This is a genomic window from Pseudomonas sp. TSRC2-2 (assembly GCF_049897785.1).
Lineage (GTDB): Bacteria > Pseudomonadota > Gammaproteobacteria > Pseudomonadales > Pseudomonadaceae > Aquipseudomonas.
In genome coordinates, this window is record NZ_JAFCWZ010000015.1 from 129602 (window position 1) to 153500 (window position 23899).

Below are 23899 nucleotides of genomic sequence, written 5' to 3' on the forward strand. Positions count from 1 at the left end.
GCAATTTGCGCTGAAGCGGCCCAAGCCATGATTAAACAACGCACACTGAAAAATATTATCCGTGCCACAGGTGTAGGCCTGCACTCCGGTGAGAAGGTCTACCTGACCCTCAAGCCTGCGCCTGTCGACACTGGCATTGTGTTTTGTCGCGCTGACCTCGACCCTGTGGTGCAGATTCCTGCCCGCGCGGAAAACGTCGGTGAAACCACTATGTCGACGACGCTGATCAATGGCGACGTCAAAGTGGACACGGTAGAGCACTTGCTCTCGGCCATGGCTGGCCTGGGCATCGATAACGCCTACGTCGAGCTCTCCGCGTCCGAAGTCCCGATCATGGATGGCAGCGCTGGACCCTTCGTATTCCTGATTCAATCGGCTGGCCTGGAAGAACAGGACGCCGCCAAGAAATTCATCCGCATCCTGCGTGAAGTGACAGTGGAAGACGGCGACAAGCGCGCCACTTTCGTCCCTTTCGAAGGCTTCAAGGTGAGCTTCGAAATCGATTTCGATCACCCGGTATTCCGGGACCGCACCCAGAGTGCAAGCGTGGATTTTTCCAGCACTTCGTTCGTAAAAGAAGTCAGCCGCGCGCGTACCTTTGGCTTCATGAGTGACATCGAGTACCTGCGCAAGCACAACCTCGCACTCGGCGGCAGCGTGGAAAACGCGATCGTGGTCGACGCTGATGGCGTGTTGAACGAAGACGGTCTTCGTTACGAAGACGAATTCGTCAAACACAAGATCCTCGATGCGATTGGCGACCTGTACCTGCTGGGCAATAGCCTGATTGGTGAGTTCAAAGGCTTCAAGTCCGGTCATGCACTGAACAACCAGCTGCTGCGCAAATTGATTGAGCAGACAGATGCCTGGGAAGTCGTGACGTTCGAAGACGCCAGCACCGCACCAATCTCTTACATGCGCCCGGTTGCGGCGGTGTAAGTAAAAAACCTCTCTAGTTTTTTGAAGGCCATCCTCGGATGGCCTTTTTTTATGCCTGTTGGTTTTGTGTTGCATGAATTATCGCCTTCGCGAGCAAGCCCGCTCCCACAGTTGAAATGCATTCCAACCGTGGGAGCGGGCTTGCTCACGAAAGCGGCGGTGCCATCACCCTGGAAACATCAGGCAGACACCACCACGCGATTACGCCCGCCTTCCTTGGCCTGATACAACGCCTTGTCCGCCGCAAACAGCAGATGCTCCAGCGTCATCTCGCTCGCCGAAGTCCACGTGGCGATGCCAATACTCACCGTCATCTCCCGCTCAGCGCCCTCGGCTCTTGGCAGGTTTTGCACCGCCTGACGAATCTGCTCGGCGATCTGTTGCGCCCCCGCGCAGTCCGTCTCGGCGAGAATCACCGAAAATTCTTCCCCGCCATAACGCGCGACCAGATCCGCCGGGCGTCGCACGTTCGCAGTGATTACCTTGGCCAGCTCGCGCAGGACCTGATCCCCGGCCTGATGGCCATGTCGGTCATTGAATGCTTTGAAGTGGTCGGCATCGATCATCATCACCGACAGCGGCTGGCCCGAGCGCTGGGCGCGGAACCATTCGTGGCGCAAGGTCTGGTCGAGCATGCGCCGGTTGGCCACGCCGGTCAGATCGTCGGTGGCGGCCAGTTGTGCCAGTTCGCGTTCGGCGCGATGACGCAAGCGCAGTTCCCGGGCGAGCAGCCAAGTCAGCCACAACAGACCCAGGCATAACACGCCGGTAGCACCACTGATCAATATCGCCGTTCGCCGCCAAGTGCCGAACACTTCATCGCTGGACAAGGCCACCATCACGGTCAACGGCAAATTGCCCACCCGCGAGTAGGTATAGAGCCGGCGCTGTTCATCCATGCTGGAGGTGCTGGTGAAACTGCCGGTGCCATCGCGGTCATTGAGAATGCGCACGACATTGGGCCGGTTGCCGAAGCTCTTGCCCACCGAGTCGCTCTGCAGATAGGGCTTTTGCGCGAGCAACACGCCATCGCTGTTGATGATGTTCAGTGTGCTGTCAGTGCCGATGTCGAGGCTTTTGAACAGCTCGTCGAAGTAGTCGAGTTTTAACGATGCCACCGCCACGCCAAGGAATTCACCGGTCTGAGAGGAGATGCGGCGACTGAAGCTGATGCGCCACTGATCGGCCTCTGCGCAATCGCAACGGGTCTTGAAAGGTCGGCTGATGAACATCCCTGTATCGCGGTTGAACGCGTGCGCAAGGAAGTAATCACGGTCGGCGAAATTGCCCGGATTCGGTTCGATGCGCGAGGAGTCGGCGATCACTTCGCCATGCTTGTCGAGCAGCAGAATGTCGCCCTTGAAGCGCGCCGTGGTCGAGCGGTCGAAGAGCGCCAGATGACGGATCTGCGGCGAGACGTTCTGCAGGTCGTCCCGCTGGGCGGCGGCGATCAGGCCTTGCAGTGTCAGGTCGTACAGCTCGACGGTGCGCAGTACATCGGCGTCGATCAATTGCGCGATGGTGGTGGCGCGGCGGGTGGCGGCTTCCTGCGCGCTGGCGTACTCGCGGATCAGCAGAAAGGTGACGATGCACACCATCGCAATCACGGTCAGCAGGCTGCCGACAATCAACAGGCGCTCGGGGCGGCCGGTCTGGCCTGTGCTGGATGGAGTGCGGCTGGCGATCATGATGGGGGTTCGGTTGGGGTGGTTTCATAAGCTTAGTAGGGCTAACGCCGGAAAACCTTGTGGGAGCGGGCTTGCTCGCGAAAGCGGTCGGTCAGACAACATCGATGTTGAATGACACACCGTCTTCGCGAGCAAGCCCGCTCCCACAGGGTAAATCCCGGAATCTGAAAATCGCAGCGCCGATCTTAGAAGACGTTGACCGGGTAGTCGATGATTACGCGGTATTCATCTGTATCCGTATCAATGGCGCCATAACCATTGCCGCCACGGTTGGTCGCCCATTGCAGGCGCACGGCCAGGTCCTTGGCCTGGCCGCTTTGCACGACGTATCGCAAATCAATATCGCGCTCCCAGTGTTTGGCGTTGCGGCCATCGGCGCTGTACCAGCTGGAATAGCCCGGGCTATTCGGGTCGGCTTTGGTCAAGTCCACCGTGCCGCGCGAGTAGGACAGCGCCGAGGTCAACCCGGGCATGCCGACACCGGTGAAGTCATAGGCGTACTTGAGCTTCCACGAGCGTTCGTTCGGCCCGTTGAAATCCGAGTATTGCTGGGAGTTGTCCAGGTAAACACTGTCGCCCTGGCTGATGTAGTCGAACGGTGTGTTGCCGTTGACCCGCTGGTACGCAGCGGTGACGCTGTGGCTGCCGATGCCGACGGCGAAATGCACGCTCCAGGTGTTGTTGTCGATGTCGCCGAGCAGCGCGTCGCCGGTGTCTTGCGTGTGATAGAAGTGCAAACCCGGATTGAGGCTGACCAAATCGTTCAGTTGCCAGGTGTAGTCAAGGTCGTAGTAGTACTGGTTCCAGATGTCCTTGAGCTCGGACGCGTAAAGGCTGCTGGTCACACCTTCGACACCATTCCACGCCACACCAGCCCAGTTCAGGTGCCGGCTTTCGTCTGCGTCGGCGAGCGTGCCGTAGGACGTACCGATTCGCGTGTGTCCACTCTGGTTATACGGCTTGGTGAAGCTGGCCTGGCCGCCTTCTATCAGCCAGCCGTCAAAGCTTCGGTTGCTCAAGCTGATGCCACGAAACGTCTGCGGCAGCATGCGCGTGTCGCCGCCGGCAATCACCGGGTTGGTGAGGAACAGATCACCGGCCTTCAACTCGGTATCGAACGCACGCAGCTTCAGCGTGCCGCCTGCGGTCGAGAACGAGCCCGGCGCTTTGCCGTTGCCATCGCTGATCGGCAGGATACTCGAACCGTCGGTTCCGCCCCCGCCGTCGAGTTTCAGGCCGAGCATGGTGTGGGCATCGAAGCCGAAGCCGACCGTGCCCTCGGTATAACCGGACTGGAACACACCGAGAAAGCCCTGACCCCATTCGACGTTGTCGTCCGATTTCTGCAAGCGGTTGCGATTCATATAGTAATTGCGGGCGTTGAAGTTGAGGCTCGAGCCTTCGACGAAGCCTTGTTCAGCGGGCTCGTCGGCATGGGCGGCGGGAGTGATCGTTACGAAAATTGCAATGAACAATGGACTGAGACGGACGGGATAAAACACGTGTGATGGAGCTCCTTGGGTCAGCGGATCGCTCTGGTGCTTGAGCGACTCATGTTTCTTGTTATTACAGACGCACCCTGCAGCTTTCAGACCACAACGAAAAAAGGCCGCTGAACGGCAGCGGCCTGAAGTGACGACGGAAGAACGGGAGGAGCCAAACAACCGCGTCAAGGGAAACTTTTCACGGTACGACTCAGCTGTCTTTCTCGATCACTTGAGTCTGGGAAGTAGCGGCCTGCGGGGATTGTTCCGCGTCCTGAGCCTTGGCAATCACTTCGGCCTGACGCTGATCGAACGCCTGCGCGCGGGCGACGTTGTGCGCGACGAATGCTTGCGATTCTTCAGCCATCGCCGTCGGCGACAGGATCAATGAAGACAAAACGAAAGCGCTGGCAATACCCATACTCTTGGACATTTCGAAAACCCTCTTGCTTGGCAAGTGCTGTTTGGTGCGGGCAAAGATAAGGTTGTCGAGGGTTGGGAAACAACCAAAGTTTCATAAAAGACTGTTACAGAAAATGCAAAGATCGCAGTCTTTGGCAACGCCTACAAGGGCATGGTGTATACCCGTAGGAGCTGCCGAAGGCTGCGATCTTTTGATCTTTTCAGACCGGAAGGTGAATGCCGAAGGTGTTCATGCCCCGGTCGCTGCGCACAAACACGTCCCCGCCATGCATCAGCGCGATTGCCTTGACGATCGCGAGCCCCAGCCCATGATTATTGCCACTGTTGCTACGCGAAGCATCGACCCGATAAAACCGTTCGAACAACCTCGGCAGATGCTCGCCGGCAATCGGCGCTCCGGGATTCGCTACGCCAATGCTCACCTGATGCTCTTCAACCTCAATGCGCACCTCGATCACCTGACCGGGCTGGGTGTGCTGTACCGCGTTGCTGAGCAAATTGATCAGCGCCCGACGCAAATGCGCGACCTCGATCTGTACCTGCGCATCGCCGCTGACTTTCACTTCAACCTGCGCGTCTTCAAGAATGAAATCCAGATAGTCCAGTGTCGTCGCCACCTCATCAGCCAGTGACGTCGAGGTCAGCTTGGTTGCCTTGTTGCCCTGGTCGGCGCTGGCCAGAAACAGCATGTCGTTGATGATCGAACGCAGCCGTTCCAGCTCTTCGAGGTTCGATTGCAGCACTTCGAAATAGTGTTCGGCCGAACGTCCGCGAGTTAGCGCGACCTGGGTCTGGCCGATCAGGTTGGTCAGCGGTGAACGCAGTTCATGGGCAACGTCTGCGTTGAACGATTCCAGCCGCGAATAGGCCAGTTCGACCCGTTCCAGCGTCGAATTGAAGGACTCGACAAACTGCTCCAGTTCCGGCGGCAACGGCGACAGACGCAAGCGTCCGGCGCGCAGCGGTGGCGCCAGGCGCTGGGCTTCCTGCGACAGTTTGATCAACGGCTTCAGACCGATTCTTGCGACCCAATAGCCCAACGCCGAGGCCAGCAGCACGCCGATCACCGCCAGGCTGATCAAGGCAACGAGCAAGTGATGCTGGGTCTGATGCAGCGTCTCGGTGTCGATGCCGATCATGAAACGCAGCGGCGGGCGCTGGTCCTTGGCCGGGAACTGACTGATCAGCACTTTCAACGGATAGGGTTGACCGGGCAGTCGCAAGTCGTGCATGCCCAACGGGCCGTTGATGGCCGCGCGAATCTGCGGCGTGAGATTGCCGTATTCGTAACGCGGGTCGCCGCTGCTGATCCAGAAGCTGATGCGCTTGTCTTCCTCGCCGAGCAGGTTGAGCTTGTTGTTGATCTTCACCCAATGCTCAGGCGTGCCGTAACGGCCGACGGTGGATTCGAGCACGCTGTAACGCGCATCCAGCTCAGCTTCCGGCAGCAAACCCAGACCCTTGTCCACCTGTTGATACAGCGCGCCACCAATCAACAGAAACACCACGAGCGCCACCAGCGTGAACATGCCGCTGAGGCGCAGCGCAATCGAGTTACTGGACACCACGGCTCTCCAGCACATAACCCATGCCGCGAATGGTGTGCAGCAGTTTTTCGTTGAACGGCCCGTCGAGCTTGGCGCGCAGGCGTTTGATCGCGACTTCGACCACGTTGGCGTCGCTGTCGAAATTGATGTCCCAGACCATCTCGGCAATGGCGGTTTTAGAGAGGATTTCACCCTGGCGGCGGGCGAGCACGCTGAGCAGGGAAAACTCTTTCGCGGTCAGATCCAGGCGAATGCCGGCGCGGGTGGCTTTGCGGCTGATCAGATCTACCCACAGGTCGGCGATGGTCACTTGCACCGGCTCGTGGCCGCCGCTGCGGCGGGTCAGGGCTTGCAGGCGGGCGACCAGCTCGAGAAAGGAAAACGGTTTGCCGAGGTAATCGTCGGCGCCGTCGCGCAGACCCTTGATGCGATCTTCAACGCGCTCGCGAGCAGTGAGCATGATCACCGGGGTCTGCTTGCGCGCACGCAATGCGCGCAGTACGCCGAAGCCATCGAGCCCCGGCAGCATGACGTCGAGGACGATCACTGCGTAGTCGCATTCCAGCGCCAGATGCAGGCCTTCGACGCCGTCGCGGGCGAGGTCGACGGTGTAGCCCTGTTCGGTCAGGCCACGGTGCAGATAGTCCGCGGTTTTTTCTTCGTCTTCGATAATCAGAACGCGCATGACCGCCTCAGTCTGTGGTCGCCAATGCCGTTGCAGGCATTGGTTCTGGCCGGTGAAACAGCCGCTCGAGCCATAAGTATATGACCGGCGTGGTGAACAGCGTCAGCATCTGGCTGACCAGCAAACCGCCGACCACGGCAATGCCCAGTGGCTGGCGCAGTTCGGCGCCGGTGCCGTAACCGAGCATCAGTGGCAACGCGCCGAGCAGGGCGGCGAGGGTGGTCATGATGATCGGACGGAACCGTGTGATGCACGCCTCGAAAATCGCTTCCTGTGGCGCCAGGCCGCGCTGGCGCTGCGCCTCGAGGGCGAAGTCGATCATCAGGATGCCGTTCTTCTTGACGATGCCGATCAGCAGCACCAGGCCGATCAGCGCCATGATCGAAAAGTCCTGGCTGCAGATCCACAGCATGATCACCGCGCCCAGACCGGCCGCCGGCAATGTCGAAATGATCGTCAGCGGATGCACGAAGCTTTCATAAAGCACGCCGAGAATGATGTACACCGCCACCAGCGCCGCCAGAATCAGCCACGGCTGGCTGGCCAGCGAGCTCTGGAACGCTTGCGCCGCGCCCTGGAAATTGCCGCTGATCGCGGTGGGCATGCCGATCTCGGCCTTGGCCTGATCGAGCAGAATCACCGCATCGCCCAGCGCCACGCCGGGCGCGAGGTTGAACGACAGGTTGGCGGCGGGGAACATGCCGTCATGGGCAATCGACAGCGGGCCGATGGTTGGCGCGTCGAATCGGGCCAGTGCCGACAGCGGCACCATTTCCCCGCTGAGCGGTGAGCGCAGGTAGAAATAGTTGAGGCTTTCGGCCTTGCCGCGTTGTCGGGTGTCCAGTTCCAGGATCACGTTGTACTGGTTGACCTGAGTCTGGAACTCATTGATCTGCCGTTGGCCGAACGCATCGTACAGTGCCTCGTCGACATCGCTGGCAGTCAGGCCGAAACGCGCGGCCGCGCTGCGGTCGATGCTGATGTGGGTGATGCTGCCGCCCAGTTGCAGATCATTGGAAATGTCGCGGAATGCCGGATTGCTGCGCAGTTTTTCGGTCAGGCGCTGAGTCCAGGTGGCGAGGGTCGCGCCGTCGTTACTCTTGAGTACGTATTGGTACTGCGCACGGCTCGGGCCGGAGCTGAGGTTGATGTCCTGCCCGGCGCGCAAATACAGGACGATGCCGGGCACTTTCATCAGTTGCGGGCGGATGCGGTCGATGAACTGGCTGGCGCTGACATCGCGATCGCCGCGTTTTTTCAGGGCGATCCAGAAGCGCCCGTTGGCGATGGTCTGGTTGCTGCCGGACACACCGACCGAGTGGGAAAACGCTTGCACCGCCGGATCGGCCGCGACGATTTCGGCCATCGCCAAGTGTTTTTTCACCATGTCACCGTAGGAAATGTCCGCAGCGGCTTCAGTGGTGCCGAGGACGAAACCGGTGTCCTGCACCGGGAAGAAACCCTTGGGGATAAAGATGTAACCGGCAACAGCCAGCGCCAACGATAAACCGAACACACCAATCATCAATTTCTGATGATCGAGGGCGCGGCGCAGGCCCTTTTCATACCAACTGAGCAGGCGTTCGCTGAACCCCGGTCTGGCGTTGGCGTGATGCAGCGGTTTGCGCATGAACAGCGCGGCAAGGGTGGGCGCCAGCGTCAGCGAGACCACCACGGAAATCATGATGGTCGAGGTCGCGGTCAGGGCGAATTCCTTGAACAGTCGCCCGACCACTCCGCCCATGAACAGCAGCGGAATAAACGCCGCTACCAGCGAGAAACTGATCGATACCACGGTGAAGCCGATCTCGCCCGCGCCTTTGATCGCGGCTTCGCGCATATCGTCGCCGGCCTCCAGATGCCGGTGGATGTTTTCCACCACCACGATCGCATCGTCGACCACAAAGCCGACCGCGACGACGATCGCCACCAACGTCAGGTTGTTCAAGCTGAAACCGAGCACATACATCAGGGCGAAACTGGCAATCAGTGAGACGCCAAGCACCGCCGAGACAATCAGCGTCGCCGACAACTGCCGCAGGAACAGCGCCATTACCGCGATCACCAGCAGGATCGCGATCAACAGGGTGATCTCGACTTCATGCAGCGAAGCGCGAATGGTCTGGGTACGGTCGATCAGGGTTTTCACCTGTACCGAGGCCGGTAGCATGGCTTCGAGACCGGGCAGGGCGGCTTGAATGCGGTCGACAGTCTCGACAATGTTGGCGCCGGGCTGGCGCGAGATCACCAGGTTCACCCCCGGGCGATCACCGGCCCAGGCCTGCACGTAGGCATCTTCCGCACCGTTGACGACTTTGGCGACATCGCGCAGGTGAACCGGGGCGCCATCCTTGTAGGAAACGACCAGTTGGCTGTAGTCCTCTGGGTGGAACAACTGGTCGTTGGTCGACAGTGTGGAAATGCTCGAATCGCCGTACAGCGCGCCTTTGGCAAGATTCAGGCTGGTCTGCTGGATCGCCAGTCTGATGTCGGCGAGGGTCAGGCCGATGGCGGCGAGTTTGTCTGCCGAGGCCTGTACGCGAATGGCCGGGCGTTGCTGGCCGGTGATGTTGATCTGGCCGACGCCGTCGATCTGACTGATCTGTCGGGCGAGCAGGGTTTCCACCAGGTCGCTGAGTTCGGTGCCGGGCATTTGCGTCGAGCTCACGCTAAGGATGAGCACCGGGCTGTCGGCCGGGTTGACCTTCTTCCATGTCGGCAGCGTCGGCATGTCTTTTGGCAACTTGCCGGCGGCGGTATTGATCGCCGCCTGTACTTCCTGAGCGGCAGTGTCGATGCTTTTGTCGAGCGTGAATTGCAAGGTCAGCAGGGTTGAGCCCAGCGCACTGCTCGAGGTCATCTGGGTCATGCCGGGGATGGCGCTGAATTGCACCTCCAGCGGCGTGGCCACGGAAGAAGCCATGGTGTCGGGGCTGGCGCCGGGCAACTGCGCCGAGACCTGGATAGTAGGAAATTCCGCTTCCGGCAGTGGGGCGATCGGCAAGCGCGGGAAGGCAATGATCCCGACCAGCACCAGCGCGATGGTCAGCAGAATGGTCGCCACCGGGTGATCAATGCACCAGGTCGAGATGCCTCTGTGCGATTTCATGGCTTGGGCTCCGCCTGCACCACCTGCGGCGGCTCGCTCATGACTTGCACGGTCGAGCCGGGCTTGAGCCGCGACTGGCCATCGGTGACCAGCACGTCACCAGCATCGACGCCTTTGATGATGTCCTGACCGCTGCCCTGATAGACCATCTGCACCGGCACGGCTTCAACCTTGTCGTCCTTCACGCGATAAACGAAGTGTTGATCGAGGCCGCGTTGTACGACGGTCGGCGGAACCAGCAGCGCATCTTTATCTACCGCCGTCTGAATTTTTACCGTCACCAGCAAGCCCGGCCAGAGCTTTTGGCTGGCATTGGCAAATTCGGCCTTGGCGCGGATGGTGCCGGTGTTGGCGTTGATCTGGTTGTCGATCAGGGTCAGGTGACCTTCGCCGAGCAGGTTGGCGGTTTCGCCATCGGTGTCGGCGCCAATGTAAGCCTTGACCGGCGCGCGTTGCGGGTCGCTGATCAGATTCTGCAGGGTCGGCAGCATTTGCTGCGGCAGGGCGAACTCGACGGCGATCGGATCGATCTGAGTCACGGTGAACAGGCCTTGGGTATCGGTCATCCGCAGGAAATTGCCTTCATCGACCGTACGAATACCGACGCGTCCGGTGACCGGCGAGCGAATCTGCGTGTAGGAGAGTTGCACCTGCGCCGCATCGATCGAGGCCTGATTGCCCTGGGCGGTGGCTTTGAGCTGGTTGACCAGCGCTTGTTGCTGGTCGAAGGTCTGTTTCGACACGCCGTCGTCGACGCTGAGCAATTTGTAGCGTTTGAGATTGACCAGCGCGACCTGCAACTGCGCCTGACTCTCACCCAACTGCGCCCGCGCCTGATCGAGGCTGGCGCGGATCGAACGGTCATCGATGGTGGCGAGCAGCTCGCCTGCTTTGACCGGTTGGCCTTCCTTGACCAGGATCTTCGTCAGAATGCCGTCGATCTGCGGACGCACCACCACGCTATGCAACGAGAGCACCGAGCCGATGCCGCTGGTGTAGCGCGGCACGTCTTTGGCACTCACCGTCACCACCCGCACGGGGATGGCAGTCGGGCTGGCCAGTTTGGTCGGCGCCGGTTTCAGCGCGAACCAAAGGCCGGCGGCTGCCAGCAGAATCAGGAGAGTGGCCAGCAGGATTTTGTTTTTCTGGATGGACATGCGCGGCGCCGAAGTCTGGAGTTTGGGCAGATTGACCAGTTATAAACCGGTCGGGCGGTCGGCAGGGTGACGGCTGGCTGTCAGGATTGTCAGTTTCGTTTGGATAGATGGGGAGTAGCAGGTGTGCGGCGATGGTCTTGTGTTGGATTCGCCCCTCATCGGAACGTCGCCCGCCCAGCCCTCTCCCCAGGGAGAGGGTTAAGGTGAGGGGAAACCGTTCAGCGCATCGTGCAAATCTTCAGATGCCGAGCCAGAGCGCACAGGTATACTGCGCGCCTTTGCGGCTCACTGATCGGGCCGACTTTTTGTTCCCGGAGCTTCTATGACTTCCCCAACCCAACCGCCGGTTGACGATGCTGTGAGCGACGTCCCGGCTGAAGTGGCTGACGCCAGCGAAACCAAGGCCGAGATCCCGGCGTTCAGGTTCCCGTTCAAACCGGGCGAGCTGGCTTCGGCGAAAGGCTCGAATCAGCCGTGGTACAAAAATGGCGCGAAGAATGGCCACACCAAAACCCCGGGCATGGCGCCGCCGGGCACGCGTCGGTCGATGGGCAAGCGCTGAGTCAGATCTGCTGGGCCTGCTTGGCCTTTTCGCTGGCAAGCCCGCGAACAGGCCCTCAACTTTGCTGAAAAATTGGATCAAGCCGCGCGCAATGAAATGAACGCATAAGTTTGCGCCGGTTCGGTCACCACCTGCCCACCCGCAGCCAGCACTTGCCCGGCCACGTCATCACCCGACAAATGAAACAGCCATTCACTCGGTTGCGCCGCTGGTGGTTGCGCGCTCACTTGGTCAATCACTGCTGCAAACGCATTCATGTTCGGCAAGTACGCGGTAAACCCGTCACCCTTGAGCGCGGTAGTGCGGATCCCCAGCGTGGCGCAGATCGCATCCTTGAGTTGGATGTCATCCCGATCCGCCTGACGCGAACGCTGGATCAGCTCAACCAGTTCCCGATCAACCAGCTCGCCTCCCACAATCAGCTCCGGCCCTTGCTCCCAGGACTCTGGCGGGCAATCCTTGGCAGCCGGGTTGAGCGGGATATGCGGATTGATTTCCGCCGGGTATATCCGGCACACCAGCGGACGCCGCTCGTAGATCCGGCAGCGCTTGTCCTCGTCAAGATTCCGGCAGGGGCCGACGTTATAAGCGGCAAAGGTAATCGCCACATGAGCATCAGTGGCGCCGCTGCGAACCATCGTCGAACGGCGTTCGGCATGTTCGCGCTGCTGCGGCGGCAGGCCCAGGCCATTGCCGAGAAATGCCTCGACCAGCACGATTACCTGACCACCGTCCGCCGCCCACATGCGGGATTCGGCCAGCGTCAGCGGAACATGGTGGTCGGTGCAGCACTTGCCGCAGCCTACGCAGGAAAACGTCGTATTCATTGAGCGATCGGTCTTCAATCCAGGTGTGAAACGATGGCGGAAAACCATCGCACAGAACCGGATCGAAGCAAGGACTGCGCCAGTCAGTGGGTTTTCGCTGGCGGGCGAATCGAATCCCACTCGGTGACGAACGCGGTTTTCGACTGTTTGTTGTACAGGCACAGCTCGCTGCCTTGCTGGCCTTTCATGTGTTTTTGCGGGTATTGGCCTTGCAGCAGAACGGCGGTGTAACCGACACGGTCGTCGAATTGCGCGGGCGCGCCGACCGGTTTGACGTTTTCCAGACCGCTGGCCTTGGTGCAACTGGCGAGTACGGTCTTGTCGTAGGCGGCCCAGGCGTCGGGGCTGGAGGCGTGGGCCTGGGAGGCGAGAGCGGTGAGGCTGAGCAGGCTTGCGGTGAGGATTTTCATGGCGGGCATCCTTGGTCGTGGGTGGCCAAGGTTGGAGTCTGCCTAAAGAGTTTTGTTGCCTGGGACACCGCTAAAAGATCAGTCCGGCACCAATTCCCGGCGGACCACATACATCCCCGCACTTTCATACAACCGCTGCGCCCGCAGATTGTCTTCCAGCACCTTCAGATCAACAAACCCTTCGCGCCGTTGCTGAAACACCTTGAACGTATTGAGCAACAACGCTCGCCCCAGCCCCCGGCCCTGCATTCGCGGGTGCACCACCAGATTCTTGATATATGCACTCGTCCAGCATTGCGCCACGCCCACCACGCCCTCGGCATCGCAGGCCACGAAACACAACGCCGGATCGTATTCAGGGTCGCTGGCAAAGCGCTGCCGCCAGTCGCCCAGTGACGGCACTCGACCGCCACCTTCCAGCTGTCCGAGCTGCATCAACTGATGCACTGCCGGCGCCATTTCCTCGCGGTAGACGGACAGCTCAATCCCCTCCGGCCACTGCGCATCCGGCAGAACCCCGCTCAAATCGCGGCGCAGCAGAAAGCAAAACGTCTCGGCCAACACTCAGTGCCCGTTGGCCGCGACGTGCTTGGCGGCTTCGATCAGACGTTGGGTCAGTTCCGGCGAGGAAAACTTGGTCAACACCGCGTTGGCACCGGCCAGTCGAGCCTTTTCGCTGTTCATCGCGCTGTCGAGCGAGGTGTGCAGCAGCACATACAAATGAGCGAAATCCGGGGTCTCGCGCAGGGTGCGGGTGAACGCGTAGCCGTCCATTTCCGACATTTCGATGTCCGAGACAATCAGGTTGATCTGCTGCGCGGTGCCCTGCAGGTCGAGCAGGCAATCGATCGCTTCCTTGGCACTGCGCGCGGTATGGCATTGCAGGCCGAGGTTGCGCAGGGTGTGCACCGATTGTTGCAATGCCACCTGGCTGTCGTCGACCACCAGAATGCGCGCGTTGCCGAGCACTTCGGCGTCTTCCATGGTCAGGTCGGTCGGCGCCATTTCGATCTGCGCCGGGGCGATGCTGTGAATGACTTTTTCGATGTCCAGCACCTGCACCAGCGTACCGTCTACCGAGGTCACGCCGGTGATGTAGGCGCGCGAGCCGCCAGAGCCGAACGGTGGCGGCTTGATGTCGGTGGTCAGGCAGTGAACGATCTTGCTCACCGCTTGCACGTGCAGACCCTGCTTGGAGCGGCTGACATCGGTGACGATCAGGCAGCCACCGTTGGGATCTTCCAGCGGCCGCTCGCCGATGGCGCGGCTGAGGTCGATCACCGACAGCGAGGCACCGCGCAGCGAGGCGATGCCTTTGACGTGCGGGTGCGACTCCGGCAGCTTGGTCAGCGGCGGACAGGGGATGATTTCACTGACTTTCAGCAGGTTGATCGCCATCAGCTTGCCGCTGCGCAACGTAAACAGCAGAAGCGAAAGTGAATCTGCGCGGGCTTTGGTGGAGGACATAAGAACCTTCTGTGGATGGGCGAGAGTGGAAATCGCCAGAAACCTTTGATGCCGGGTTATCGGCGTGATCGGGGTGGGCTTTAGGCTATTGGCTCGTCAGCCTTTCATCCCCAAACGCTTGGCCATCCGCCCAAGGTTCGCCCGATCCACCCCCAGCTCCCGCGCCGCACTCGCCCAATTATGCTGATGACGCTCAAGTGCGGCGTTGATCAAGCGCCGCTGAAACTCATCCGTCGCAGTACGCAAATCGGCGCCGACCATCGGCATTGCTTTGGCCAAGCCTGCGTCAACAGGCGCAAGCACGTGATCGACAACCTCATGCGGCAAATCCAGATCCGCCGCACTCAGGCTCAGAATCTTTGGCCGCACCTTGCAGTTACCCAGCGCTTTGAGCGCACTGCGCCCGATCAGGTGCTCCAGCTCACGGACATTGCCCGGCCAGGTATAGGCCAGCAGCGCTTCCTGAGCATCACTGTTCAAGCGCAGGCTATTGAGGCCCATGCGCGAGCGGTTCTGCTCGAGAAAGAAACCACTGAGCAACAACACATCACGCCCACGATCACGCAGCGCCGGCACTCGCAGCGGATACACGCTCAAGCGGTGATAGAAGTCGGCGCGGTAGCGACCGCTTCGCACCTCCTCGGCCAGATCGCGATTGGTCGCCGCAATCAAACGCACATCAACCTGATGCTCTTGGTCCGAACCCAGGCGCTGCAACTGACCGCTCTGCAGTACGCGCAGCAACTTGGCCTGAACCGTCAGCGACAGCTCGCCAACTTCGTCAAGAAACAACGTGCCGCCGTTGGCCAGTTCGAACTTGCCGCGGCGGTCGCTGGTAGCGCCGGTGAAGGCGCCGCGCACGTGGCCGAACAATTCGCTTTCTACCAGTGTGTCGGGGAGGGCGGCGCAGTTGAGGCTGATGATCGGTTTGTCGGCGCGCGCGGAAGCAGCGTGAATGGCTTGGGCGACCAGCTCTTTGCCGACGCCGGTTTCGCCGGTGATCAGAACGGTCAGGTCGCTGCCGCCGACCAGATTGATTTCTTCCACCAGACGTTTGTGCGCTTTGCTCTGGCCTATCATTTCGCGGTTCTGCTGGCCGCTGGCCTGACGGTAAACCTCGGCGCGCTGATGTTCGTCTTCAGCGCGGGTGGCCAGACGTTCGATGCGTTCGGCAGCGTTGACCGTGGCCGAGGCGAGGCTGGCGAAGGCTTGCAGGGCATCGAGCTCGATCGGCTCGAAACGCTCGGGATCAAGCGCATCAAGGGTGATCAGGCCCCAGAGTTTTTCATCAACAAATAAAGGACAGCCGAGGCAGTCGTGAACCTCGAGGTGATCGTCGAGGCCGTCGACCAGCCCGTCATAAGGATCGGGCAGCTCGCTGTCGGCAGCGAAGCGCGTCGGCCCTGCACCGGCCAGGAGAATTTCGAAGCGCGGGTGCTCGCTGACTTTGAAGCGCCGGCCGAGGGTGTCGGTACTCAAACCATCCACCGCCAGCGGCACCAGTGATTCGGCATCCAGACGCAACAACGCGGCGGCATCGCAAGGAAGCAAGGCGCGCATGGCTTCGAGCAGGCGCCGATAGCGCTCGCCCTCGGGCAGTTCGCGGGAGAGGTCAGCGACCAGAGGCAGCAGGGCGGTAAGCAGGGATTTAGCGGTCATGGTCATGTAGTCAAAGAGACAAGGTGTAGTCGCGATGACTATACGTTGATTTGTGTCGAAATGACTAAGCAGGTTTCAAGCTATTGAATTTAAAGGATTAATTAGTTGGCACGAAAGCTGATATCCCTAAGGCAATCTTTCAAGAAAGCGCAGGAGTCACCTTATGCTTAGCGTCCAGGATCGTGCCATCATCAAATCCACTGTGCCTCTGCTGGAAAGCGGCGGCGAGGCGTTGATCACGCATTTCTATCGCATGATGCTCTCCGAGTATCCGGAAGTGCGCCCTCTGTTCAACCAGGCGCACCAGGTCAGTGGCGATCAGCCGCGTGCCTTGGCCAACGGTGTGCTGATGTACGCGCGGCACATCGATCAACTCGACCAGTTGGGCGATCTGGTGGCGAAGATCATCAACAAACACGTCGCCCTGCAGATTCTGCCGGAGCATTACCCCATTGTTGGCACCTGCCTGCTGCGCGCCATTTGCGAAGTGCTCGGCGAAGAGATCGCCACGCCTGAGGTGATGAGTGCCTGGGGCGCTGCGTACGGGCAACTGGCCGACATCCTGATCGGCGCGGAAACCGCGATCTATGACCAGAAGGAACACGCCGTCGGCGGCTGGCGCGGTGCGCGGGAATTCATCGTTGCGGCGAAAGTGCAAGAGAGCGCGGAAATCACCTCGTTCTACTTCGAACCGGCAGACAAAGGGCCGATTCTTGCGGCCGAGCCGGGTCAGTACATCGGCATGAAGCTGATCCTCGACGGCGAAGAAATCCGTCGCAACTATTCGCTGTCGGCACTGGCCAGTAACGGTCAGTACCGCATCAGCGTCAAGCGTGAACCGAATGGTCGCGCGTCCAACTACCTGCATGATCAACTGCACGTCGGCGCGAGCATCCAACTGTTCCCGCCGTCGGGCGAATTCACCCTGGCGGCCAGCGACAAGCCGCTCGTGCTGATCAGCGGCGGCGTCGGCATCACCCCGACGTTGGCGATGCTGGAAGCAGCGTTGGCTACGGAACGTCCGGTGCACTTCATCCACTGTGCGCGCAACGGCAGCGTTCACGCGTTCCGTGACTGGGTCGATGGACTGGCGGCGCGTCATCCGCAGCTCAAGCGTTTCTATTGCTACGCCGAGGAGGATGGTGTCAGCCCGGCGGCGGACAAGGTCGGCTTGTTGAGTCAGGAACAGCTCGGCGAATGGCTGCCGGCGCAGCGTGATGTCGATGCGTACTTCCTCGGGCCGAAAGGGTTCATGGGCGCGATCAAACGGCATTTGAAAGCGTTGGGCGTGCCGGAGAAGCAGAGCCGCTACGAGTTCTTCGGGCCGGCTTCTGCTCTGGAGTGAATCTGAAAGCGAGGCGCCTGCATTGGCGAGCAAGCCCGCTCCCACACCGAAGCTGCGTCCGGCACAAATTGTGTGCAAGGCACGGTCTAATGTGTGAGCGGGCTTGCTCGCGAAGGGCTCGACGCCAATTCCGACACGAGGTTAATCATTCCTTAACCGCTCTATCGTTTATTGCCCCGGTGTAGACTTGCGACAATTTCAGCTGCCAGCCGGCTGAACCATGGACTTACAAAGGAAAGGCAATGAGCGAGGAAACGATGCGGTTGGGACGTGAGCGGCGCTATCTGGTGCTGCTGGGGATCATCTGTCTGGCGTTGATCGGCGGTGCGTTGTACATGCAGGTCGTGTTGGGCGAGGCACCGTGCCCGCTGTGCATCCTGCAGCGCTATGCGCTGTTGCTGATTGCACTGTTCGCCTTTATCGGCGCAGGCATGCGCAGCCGTCGCAGCATCACCGTGTTCGAGACGCTGGTGGTGATCTGTGCGATTGCTGGCGCCGCAGTAGCCGGGCATCACGTCTATACGCAGTTCTATCCGGCGGTGAGTTGTGGTGTCGATGTGCTGCAGCCGATTGTCGATGATCTGCCACTGGCGAAGATCTTCCCGCTGGGCTTCCAGGTCGACGGTTTCTGCTCGACGCCGTATCCGCCGATCCTCGGCCTGTCGCTGGCACAATGGGCGCTGGTAGCGTTCGTGCTGGTGGTGATTCTGGTGCCGCTGCTGACCTCGCGTAATCGAAAAGCGCTGCACTGAGTCAACTTTTCAGCACAAGTGCCGATAAACAAAACGCCCCGTTTTTCGTTGATGAAAATCGGGGCGTTTTTGCTTTTCAGGGTGTTTGTGAAAACACCGTGACGAACGGCAATGAAGTGTGCGGCAAGTGTGCGACATGTTGTCACACACGGGCTGTCGCAGGGGCTGGCGAAGCGGCGGATTGGGCGCCTGTTACATAAAAAGATTGGCCACATCCAACGTTTTCGGGCTTCGCCAGGGATGGGGTGGATCAGGCAGTTTTAACAGGCGCCGCCATGTGGGCGAAGCCCTTGGAACATCGGGCTTTGCGCCAGTCGGGCGTCCACGGAAGAGGTGCAGAGCTGTCTGATTTGAGGCGGTTGCAGCTGCAGATTTTGCCGGTTTTATTGAGAAACGCTTTCGATAACCTGCGCAACTTTTGCAAAAATGGCGATGGATTGTTGCTCTGAGTGATAAAAATTATTTCGGGATAAGACATGGTGTATAGGGCGCTACCTATCTACAATCGCCCGCACTGAATTCCCGGCGCTGTTCAGCCTTTATCAAGGAACTGATCAGAAGGTCGGGTGTCGAGCGAGCCGCGAGGCTTTCAAGACACCCTGGTGTCGGTGCCTTTCCAATTTTCCGCACCAAATGGAATTGGTCTGTAACAAGGCCTTTGACCACGAATTCGAATAAGAACTGAACGCTGTCCCAAGGTTTTGTCGAGCGTGTAACGCGCGACGGGCGGCCCTTATTCAATCCAAAGAAAATGCCAACCCTTGGCAGGGTGAAGTGTTGGCGATCAAAACCCAACTGCATTGCGCAAGCTGCTTTAGAGGTCGTGAGATGAGTAAAAACAGGTACCCCAGATTACTAGGCCTAGTGCCGCTGCTCGGCACGTTGTTGCTGGGAGGCTGCAACATGACCTTGCTCAATCCAACGGGCCAGGTCGGCCTGGAACAGCGCAACCTGATCATCACCGCCACGCTGCTGATGCTGTTGGTCGTCGTGCCGGTCATCGTCATGACCTTCCTGTTTGCCTGGAAGTACCGCGCTTCGAACAAGAACGCTGTCTACACGCCGAAGTGGTCGCACTCGACCAAGATCGAAGTGGCCGTATGGACCATCCCGGTGCTGATCATCATCGCCCTGGGCTACATCACTTACATCTCGACTCACGAGCTGGACCCGTATCGTCCGATCGAGTCTGACGTGAAGCCGGTGACCATCGAAGTCGTCGCGCTGGACTGGAAGTGGCTGTTCATCTACCCGGAACAAGGCATTGCCACGGTCAACAAGATCGTGTTCCCGGCGCACACGCCGATCAACTTCAAGATCACCTCCGACGCCGTGATGAACTCGTTCTTCATCCCGGGCCTGGGCGGCCAGATCTACGCGATGGCGGGCATGCAGACCAAGCTGCACCTGATCGCCGACCGCAACGCTGAAATGGACGGTATCTCCGCCAACTACAGCGGCGCCGGTTTCACCGGTATGAAATTCAAGGCTATCTCCACTACTCAGGAAGATTTCGACGCCTGGGTAAATGAAGTCAAGAAGTCGCCTAAACAGCTTGATCAGGCTGAATACGCGGCCCTGGCCAAACCGAGCCAGAACAACCCAGTCGAGCTCTACTCGTCGGTCACGCCTAACCAGTTCCAGATCATCGTCGACAAGTACGAAGGTATGAAACCGGGCAAGCCGCTGAAGCACGAGAAGAAAGAGAAAGAAGTGGCGGCCACGGATATTGACGCGGGTTCGCATTCAGCTGCCGGGGCAGAGGAGTAAACGATGTTTGGTAAATTAAGTTGGGAAGCAGTCCCATTCCACGAGCCGATCGTGATGGTGACCATCGCCATGATCGCCCTCGGTGGTCTGGCACTGTTCGCTGCGATCACTTACTTCAAGAAGTGGACGTACCTGTGGACCGAGTGGCTGACTTCGGTCGACCACAAGAAAATCGGCGTGATGTACATCATCGTCGCCATGGTCATGCTGCTGCGCGGTTTTGCCGACGCAATCATGATGCGTACCCAGTTGGCCATGGCCACCGAAGGTTCGCCTGGCTACCTGCCACCTGAACACTATGACCAGATCTTCACCGCTCACGGTGTGATCATGATCATCTTCATGGCGATGCCATTCTTCACCGGCCTGATGAACCTTGCAGTGCCGCTGCAGATCGGCGCGCGTGACGTGGCGTTCCCGTTCCTGAACTCCCTGAGCTTCTGGCTGCTGGTGTCCGGCGTTGTGCTGATCAACCTGTCGCTGGGTGTCGGCGAATTCGCCAAGACCGGTTGGGTTGCGTATCCGCCGCTGTCGGGTCTGCAATACAGTCCTGGCGTGGGTATGGATTACTACATCTGGGCGCTACAGCTATCCGGATTGGGCACGACGTTAACCGGGGTCAACTTCCTCGCGACCGTACTGAAAATGCGTACCCCTGGCATGAAACTGATGGACATGCCGATCTTCACCTGGACCTGCACCTGGGCCAACGTTCTGATCGTGGCTTCGTTCCCGATCCTGACCGCGACCCTGGCACTGCTGACGCTTGACCGTTACATGGATTTCCACATTTTCACCAATGAACTTGGTGGCAATCCAATGATGTACGTCAACCTGTTCTGGGCGTGGGGCCACCCTGAGGTTTACATCCTGATCCTGCCGGCCTTCGGCATCTTCTCGGAAGTGATCTCGGCGTTCACCGGCAAGAAACTGTTCGGCCACCACTCGATGATCTACGCCTCGGGCGCGATCTCGGTACTGGGCTTCATGGTTTGGCTGCACCACTTCTTCACCATGGGTTCGGGTGCCAGCGTCAACGCCTTCTTCGGTCTGGCGACGATGCTGATTTCCATCCCGACGGGTGTGAAACTGTTCAACTGGCTGTTCACCATCTACCAGGGCCGTCTGCGTTTCACCAGCCAGGTGATGTGGACGCTGGGCTTCATGGTGACCTTCGCCATCGGCGGCATGACCGGCGTACTGCTGGCCATCCCGGGTGCTGACTTCGTGCTGCACAACAGCCTGTTCGTGATCGCGCACTTCCACAACGTGATCATCGGCGGTGCGGTATTCGGTTACATCGCTGGCTTCGCGTTCTACTTCCCGAAAGCGTTCGGCTTCAAGCTGCACGAAGGCTGGGGTAAAGCAGCGTTCTGGTTCTGGATCTCGGGCTTCTTCGTCGCGTTCATGCCGCTCTACGCACTGGGCTTCATGGGCATGACCCGTCGTCTGAACGCCACCACCAACCCTGAGTGGGTACCGTACCTGTACGTTGCCATGTTCGGTGCGGTGATGATCGCTGTCGGTATCGCCTGCCAACTGATCCAGCTCTACGTCAGTGTGCGTGACCGCAACAAACCAGAGAACGTTTGCGATCACGGTGACCCGTGGAATGCGCACACGCTGGAATGGTCGACCTCGTCGCCACCACCGTTCTACAACTTTGCTGTGCTGCCTAAGGCTGACTGCATCGACCCGTTCACCGAAGCCAAGGAAAACGGTACTGCGTACCAGCGTCCGGCCAAGTACGAGCCGATCCACATGCCGAACAACACCGCCACTGGTGTGGTGATGGGCGCGCTGTTGACCGTCTTCGGTTTCGCGATGATCTGGCACATCTGGTGGCTGGCGATCGCGAGCCTGGTGGGCACCGTCGTTTACTTCGTGATCCACGCTGCACGTGACGACCAGGGCTATATGGTTCCGGTTGAAACGATCGAGCGTATCGAAGCCGAGCAGCACAAGCGTCTGGTCGCGGCAGGGAAAATCCCGGCCAATGCCACCCGTGTTGAAACCTCGTTGGAACAGGCTTAAACCATGTCGAACTTAGTGACCAATGTTGGACACGCCCATGGTGACCATGGGCACGATGACCATCACCACGACTCGGGCGAGATGACCGTATACGGTTTCTGGCTCTACCTGATGACCGACTGCATTCTGTTTGCATCGATCTTCGCGGTGTACGCAGTACTGGTAAACAACGTTGCCGGTGGCCCGTCGGGCCACGACATCTTCGAACTGCCTTACGTGCTGGGCGAAACCGCTCTGCTGTTGTTCAGTTCGATCACCTACGGCTTCGCCATGCTGGCGTTGTACAAGGGCAAGAAGCAGGCGGTCCTGGGGTGGTTGTTCATGACCTTCCTGCTCGGCGCGGGCTTCATCGCCATGGAGATCAACGAGTTCCACCTGCTGATCTCCGAGGGCTTCGGTCCTAGCCGTTCGGGCTTCCTGTCGGCGTTCTTCACCCTGGTCGGTACCCACGGTCTGCACGTTTCGGCCGGTCTGATCTGGATGGGCGTCATGATGTATCAGGTCAACAAGCATGGCCTGACGTCGACCAACAAGACTCGTCTGAGCTGCCTGAGCCTGTTCTGGCACTTCCTGGACGTAGTCTGGATTTGCGTCTTCACCGTTGTTTACCTGATGGGGACTCTGTAATGGCTAATGCACACTCCCATGACAGCCACGATGCTGGCCACGGCAGCGTCAAGTCGTACGCCATCGGCTTCATCCTGTCGGTAATCCTGACCGTCATTCCGTTCGGTCTGGTGATGTACCCGACCCTGCCGAAGTCGACGACGCTGGCAATCGTTCTGCTGTTCGCAGTGATCCAGGTGATCGTTCACCTGTATTACTTCCTGCACCTGGACCGTTCCATTGCTCAGCGTAACAACGTGATCGCATTCGTCTTCACGGCGATCGTGATTGTGCTGCTGGTTGGCCTGTCGCTGTGGATCATGTTCAGCATCCACACGTACATGATGGCGAAGTGAGGTAGACCCGATGTCGCTCAAGCACTTTATCCAAATCACCAAACCGGGGATCATTTTCGGTAACGTGCTTTCTGTGGCAGGCGGGTTCTTCCTGGCCTCGAAAGGGCATGTCGATCTGGCGGTGTTTCTGGCCGCCATGATCGGTACGTCCCTGGTCGTGGCCTCCGGTTGCGTGTTCAACAACTGCATCGACCGCGACATCGACCTGAAGATGGAACGCACCAAGAACCGTGTGCTGGTCCAGGGCCTCATCTCCCTGAAACTGGCCCTGGTTTACGCGACCATTCTGGGTGTTCTCGGCGTTGCCTTGTTGTACAAGGTGGCCAACCCGTTGGCTGCCCTGTTCGCAGTAATCGGCTTCGTCATCTACGTCGGCTTCTACAGCCTGTACCTCAAGCGCAAGTCGGTTCACGGCACGCTGGTGGGCAGTCTGTCGGGCGCCATGCCGCCAGTGATCGGTTACGTTGCCGTGACCAACAGCTTCGACATGGCTGCACTGACCCTGCTGGTGATGTTCAGCCTGTGGCAGATGCCGCATTCCTATGCCATCGCGATTTTCCGTTTCAACGATTACCTGGCCGCATCGATTCCGGTGCTGCCGGTGAAACGCGGGATTCAAGTGGCGAAGAAGCACATCCTGCTCTACATCCTGGCGTTCCTCGTGGCGACCTTGATGCTGACCTTCAGCGGCTACGCCGGCATGAGCTACCTCGCCGTCGCCGCCGCCATGGGCATGTACTGGCTGTACATGGCCTGGACCGGCTACAAGGCAGTCGATGACACCGTCTGGGCACGCAAGCTGTTCGTGTTCTCGATCTTCACCATCACTGCGTTGAGCGTCATGATGTCCCTGGACTTCAAGGTGCCGACAGAGCTGCTGCTGACGTACGCGCCGTAAGGTTGCAGGCTTCAGGAAAAACCCCGCACATCGAGAGATGTGCGGGGTTTTTTGTTGGGTGAAACACACGGTTCCGGATGCAGCTATTGGTCAGCAGGCTCGCTCCCACAGTTAGCGGTTGCGGCCACTTGGTAAAAGACCTAGATTCGGATCCAACCCCGACAGTAGTAGCTCCAAGCCA

At 59.4% G+C, this 23899-nt stretch carries 21 protein-coding genes; 9 read left to right on the forward strand and 12 right to left on the reverse strand.

What is annotated here, in order from left to right:
• The first annotated feature begins 27 nt into the window (after positions 1-27).
• The gene (gene lpxC, locus ACP7D9_RS26760; RefSeq protein WP_007916984.1) at positions 28-939 is read left to right on the forward strand and encodes a UDP-3-O-acyl-N-acetylglucosamine deacetylase; all 912 of its coding nucleotides are present in this window, start codon (positions 28-30) and stop codon (positions 937-939) included.
• A gap of 179 nt (positions 940-1118) precedes the next feature.
• Here the strand turns inward: lpxC and ACP7D9_RS26765 are convergent, their stop codons facing one another.
• The 7 genes from ACP7D9_RS26765 to ACP7D9_RS26795 form a co-directional block, all read right to left on the reverse strand.
• The gene (locus tag ACP7D9_RS26765; protein WP_426160096.1) at positions 1119-2627 is read right to left on the reverse strand and encodes a sensor domain-containing diguanylate cyclase; all 1509 of its coding nucleotides are present in this window, start codon (positions 2625-2627) and stop codon (positions 1119-1121) included.
• A gap of 185 nt (positions 2628-2812) precedes the next feature.
• Positions 2813-4129, reverse strand: coding sequence for an OprD family porin (locus ACP7D9_RS26770; RefSeq protein WP_426160097.1), 1317 nt, complete (start codon positions 4127-4129; stop codon positions 2813-2815).
• Positions 4130-4322: 193 nt separating this feature from the next.
• A complete protein-coding gene (locus ACP7D9_RS26775; protein WP_101161969.1) occupies positions 4323-4544 on the reverse strand; it encodes a hypothetical protein in 222 nt (73 codons plus the stop codon).
• A gap of 190 nt (positions 4545-4734) precedes the next feature.
• Entirely contained in the window at positions 4735-6099 is a 1365-nt protein-coding gene (locus ACP7D9_RS26780) for a heavy metal sensor histidine kinase (RefSeq protein WP_426160098.1), read from the reverse strand.
• Positions 6089-6766 (reverse strand): heavy metal response regulator transcription factor, encoded by a 678-nt coding sequence (locus ACP7D9_RS26785; RefSeq protein WP_101161971.1) that lies wholly within the window; start codon positions 6764-6766, stop codon positions 6089-6091. The genes ACP7D9_RS26780 and ACP7D9_RS26785 overlap by 11 nt, the downstream gene beginning before the upstream one ends.
• Before the next feature lie 7 nt (positions 6767-6773).
• Positions 6774-9875: a multidrug efflux RND transporter permease subunit gene (locus ACP7D9_RS26790; RefSeq protein ID WP_426160099.1), complete on the reverse strand. Its 3102-nt coding sequence runs from the start codon at positions 9873-9875 to the stop codon at positions 6774-6776.
• The gene (locus tag ACP7D9_RS26795; protein WP_426160100.1) at positions 9872-11032 is read right to left on the reverse strand and encodes an efflux RND transporter periplasmic adaptor subunit; all 1161 of its coding nucleotides are present in this window, start codon (positions 11030-11032) and stop codon (positions 9872-9874) included. Before ACP7D9_RS26795 ends, ACP7D9_RS26790 begins: the two co-directional genes overlap by 4 nt.
• 322 nt (positions 11033-11354) lie before the next feature.
• Between ACP7D9_RS26795 and ACP7D9_RS26800 the strand changes: the two genes are divergently transcribed.
• A complete protein-coding gene (locus ACP7D9_RS26800) occupies positions 11355-11594 on the forward strand; it encodes a hypothetical protein (RefSeq protein ID WP_426160101.1) in 240 nt (79 codons plus the stop codon).
• A 77-nt stretch (positions 11595-11671) separates the two neighbouring features.
• On the opposite strand, the gene ACP7D9_RS26805 is transcribed toward ACP7D9_RS26800, so the two are convergent.
• From ACP7D9_RS26805 to norR, 5 genes are all read right to left on the reverse strand, one after another.
• Positions 11672-12421 carry a YkgJ family cysteine cluster protein gene (locus ACP7D9_RS26805; RefSeq protein WP_426160102.1) on the reverse strand — a complete coding sequence of 250 codons (750 nt, stop codon included), beginning with the start codon at positions 12419-12421 and terminating at the stop codon, positions 11672-11674.
• An 83-nt stretch (positions 12422-12504) separates the two neighbouring features.
• Positions 12505-12831, reverse strand: coding sequence for a hypothetical protein (locus tag ACP7D9_RS26810; protein WP_426160103.1), 327 nt, complete (start codon positions 12829-12831; stop codon positions 12505-12507).
• Between the two features lie 78 nt (positions 12832-12909).
• Complete coding sequence (locus ACP7D9_RS26815) at positions 12910-13392, reverse strand: GNAT family N-acetyltransferase (protein ID WP_426160104.1); 483 nt, start codon at positions 13390-13392, stop codon at positions 12910-12912.
• A gap of 3 nt (positions 13393-13395) precedes the next feature.
• Positions 13396-14298, reverse strand: coding sequence for a chemotaxis protein CheV (locus ACP7D9_RS26820; RefSeq protein ID WP_016773296.1), 903 nt, complete (start codon positions 14296-14298; stop codon positions 13396-13398).
• A gap of 96 nt (positions 14299-14394) precedes the next feature.
• Positions 14395-15957, reverse strand: coding sequence for a nitric oxide reductase transcriptional regulator NorR (norR, locus tag ACP7D9_RS26825; RefSeq protein ID WP_426160105.1), 1563 nt, complete (start codon positions 15955-15957; stop codon positions 14395-14397).
• 163 nt (positions 15958-16120) lie between these two features.
• Between norR and hmpA the strand changes: the two genes are divergently transcribed.
• From hmpA to cyoE, 7 genes are all read left to right on the forward strand, one after another.
• The gene (gene hmpA / locus ACP7D9_RS26830; protein ID WP_426160106.1) at positions 16121-17302 is read left to right on the forward strand and encodes an NO-inducible flavohemoprotein; all 1182 of its coding nucleotides are present in this window, start codon (positions 16121-16123) and stop codon (positions 17300-17302) included.
• A gap of 242 nt (positions 17303-17544) precedes the next feature.
• Positions 17545-18054, forward strand: coding sequence for a disulfide bond formation protein B (locus ACP7D9_RS26835; protein WP_313000805.1), 510 nt, complete (start codon positions 17545-17547; stop codon positions 18052-18054).
• Positions 18055-18882: 828 nt separating this feature from the next.
• A complete protein-coding gene (gene cyoA / locus ACP7D9_RS26840; protein ID WP_122752278.1) occupies positions 18883-19824 on the forward strand; it encodes a ubiquinol oxidase subunit II in 942 nt (313 codons plus the stop codon).
• Positions 19825-19827: 3 nt separating this feature from the next.
• Positions 19828-21858, forward strand: coding sequence for a cytochrome o ubiquinol oxidase subunit I (cyoB, locus tag ACP7D9_RS26845; RefSeq protein ID WP_041479948.1), 2031 nt, complete (start codon positions 19828-19830; stop codon positions 21856-21858).
• A gap of 3 nt (positions 21859-21861) precedes the next feature.
• The gene (gene cyoC, locus ACP7D9_RS26850) at positions 21862-22485 is read left to right on the forward strand and encodes a cytochrome o ubiquinol oxidase subunit III (protein ID WP_101161990.1); all 624 of its coding nucleotides are present in this window, start codon (positions 21862-21864) and stop codon (positions 22483-22485) included.
• The gene (gene cyoD, locus ACP7D9_RS26855) at positions 22485-22820 is read left to right on the forward strand and encodes a cytochrome o ubiquinol oxidase subunit IV (protein ID WP_011335842.1); all 336 of its coding nucleotides are present in this window, start codon (positions 22485-22487) and stop codon (positions 22818-22820) included. Before cyoC ends, cyoD begins: the two co-directional genes overlap by 1 nt.
• A gap of 10 nt (positions 22821-22830) precedes the next feature.
• Positions 22831-23718: a heme o synthase gene (gene cyoE, locus ACP7D9_RS26860; RefSeq protein WP_313000807.1), complete on the forward strand. Its 888-nt coding sequence runs from the start codon at positions 22831-22833 to the stop codon at positions 23716-23718.
• Positions 23719-23899: the final 181 nt, after the last annotated feature.

Excerpts from the sequence above, each read along its gene's own strand:
- cyoA (WP_122752278.1), top strand. The coding sequence starts at position 18,883 with ATGAGTAAAAACAGGTACCCCAGATTACTAGGCCTAGTGCCGCTGCTC.
- ACP7D9_RS26835 (WP_313000805.1), top strand. The coding sequence starts at position 17,545 with ATGAGCGAGGAAACGATGCGGTTGGGACGTGAGCGGCGCTATCTGGTG.
- cyoE (WP_313000807.1), top strand. The coding sequence starts at position 22,831 with ATGTCGCTCAAGCACTTTATCCAAATCACCAAACCGGGGATCATTTTC.
- ACP7D9_RS26765 (WP_426160096.1), bottom strand. The coding sequence starts at position 2,627 with ATGATCGCCAGCCGCACTCCATCCAGCACAGGCCAGACCGGCCGCCCC.
- norR (WP_426160105.1), bottom strand. The coding sequence starts at position 15,957 with ATGACCGCTAAATCCCTGCTTACCGCCCTGCTGCCTCTGGTCGCTGAC.
- hmpA (WP_426160106.1), top strand. The coding sequence starts at position 16,121 with ATGCTTAGCGTCCAGGATCGTGCCATCATCAAATCCACTGTGCCTCTG.
- lpxC (WP_007916984.1), top strand. The coding sequence starts at position 28 with ATGATTAAACAACGCACACTGAAAAATATTATCCGTGCCACAGGTGTA.
- ACP7D9_RS26795 (WP_426160100.1), bottom strand. The coding sequence starts at position 11,032 with ATGTCCATCCAGAAAAACAAAATCCTGCTGGCCACTCTCCTGATTCTG.
- ACP7D9_RS26800 (WP_426160101.1), top strand. The coding sequence starts at position 11,355 with ATGACTTCCCCAACCCAACCGCCGGTTGACGATGCTGTGAGCGACGTC.
- ACP7D9_RS26820 (WP_016773296.1), bottom strand. The coding sequence starts at position 14,298 with ATGTCCTCCACCAAAGCCCGCGCAGATTCACTTTCGCTTCTGCTGTTT.
- cyoC (WP_101161990.1), top strand. The coding sequence starts at position 21,862 with ATGTCGAACTTAGTGACCAATGTTGGACACGCCCATGGTGACCATGGG.
- ACP7D9_RS26785 (WP_101161971.1), bottom strand. The coding sequence starts at position 6,766 with ATGCGCGTTCTGATTATCGAAGACGAAGAAAAAACCGCGGACTATCTG.
- cyoD (WP_011335842.1), top strand. The coding sequence starts at position 22,485 with ATGGCTAATGCACACTCCCATGACAGCCACGATGCTGGCCACGGCAGC.
- ACP7D9_RS26810 (WP_426160103.1), bottom strand. The coding sequence starts at position 12,831 with ATGAAAATCCTCACCGCAAGCCTGCTCAGCCTCACCGCTCTCGCCTCC.
- cyoB (WP_041479948.1), top strand. The coding sequence starts at position 19,828 with ATGTTTGGTAAATTAAGTTGGGAAGCAGTCCCATTCCACGAGCCGATC.
- ACP7D9_RS26775 (WP_101161969.1), bottom strand. The coding sequence starts at position 4,544 with ATGTCCAAGAGTATGGGTATTGCCAGCGCTTTCGTTTTGTCTTCATTG.
- ACP7D9_RS26805 (WP_426160102.1), bottom strand. The coding sequence starts at position 12,421 with ATGAATACGACGTTTTCCTGCGTAGGCTGCGGCAAGTGCTGCACCGAC.
- ACP7D9_RS26790 (WP_426160099.1), bottom strand. The coding sequence starts at position 9,875 with ATGAAATCGCACAGAGGCATCTCGACCTGGTGCATTGATCACCCGGTG.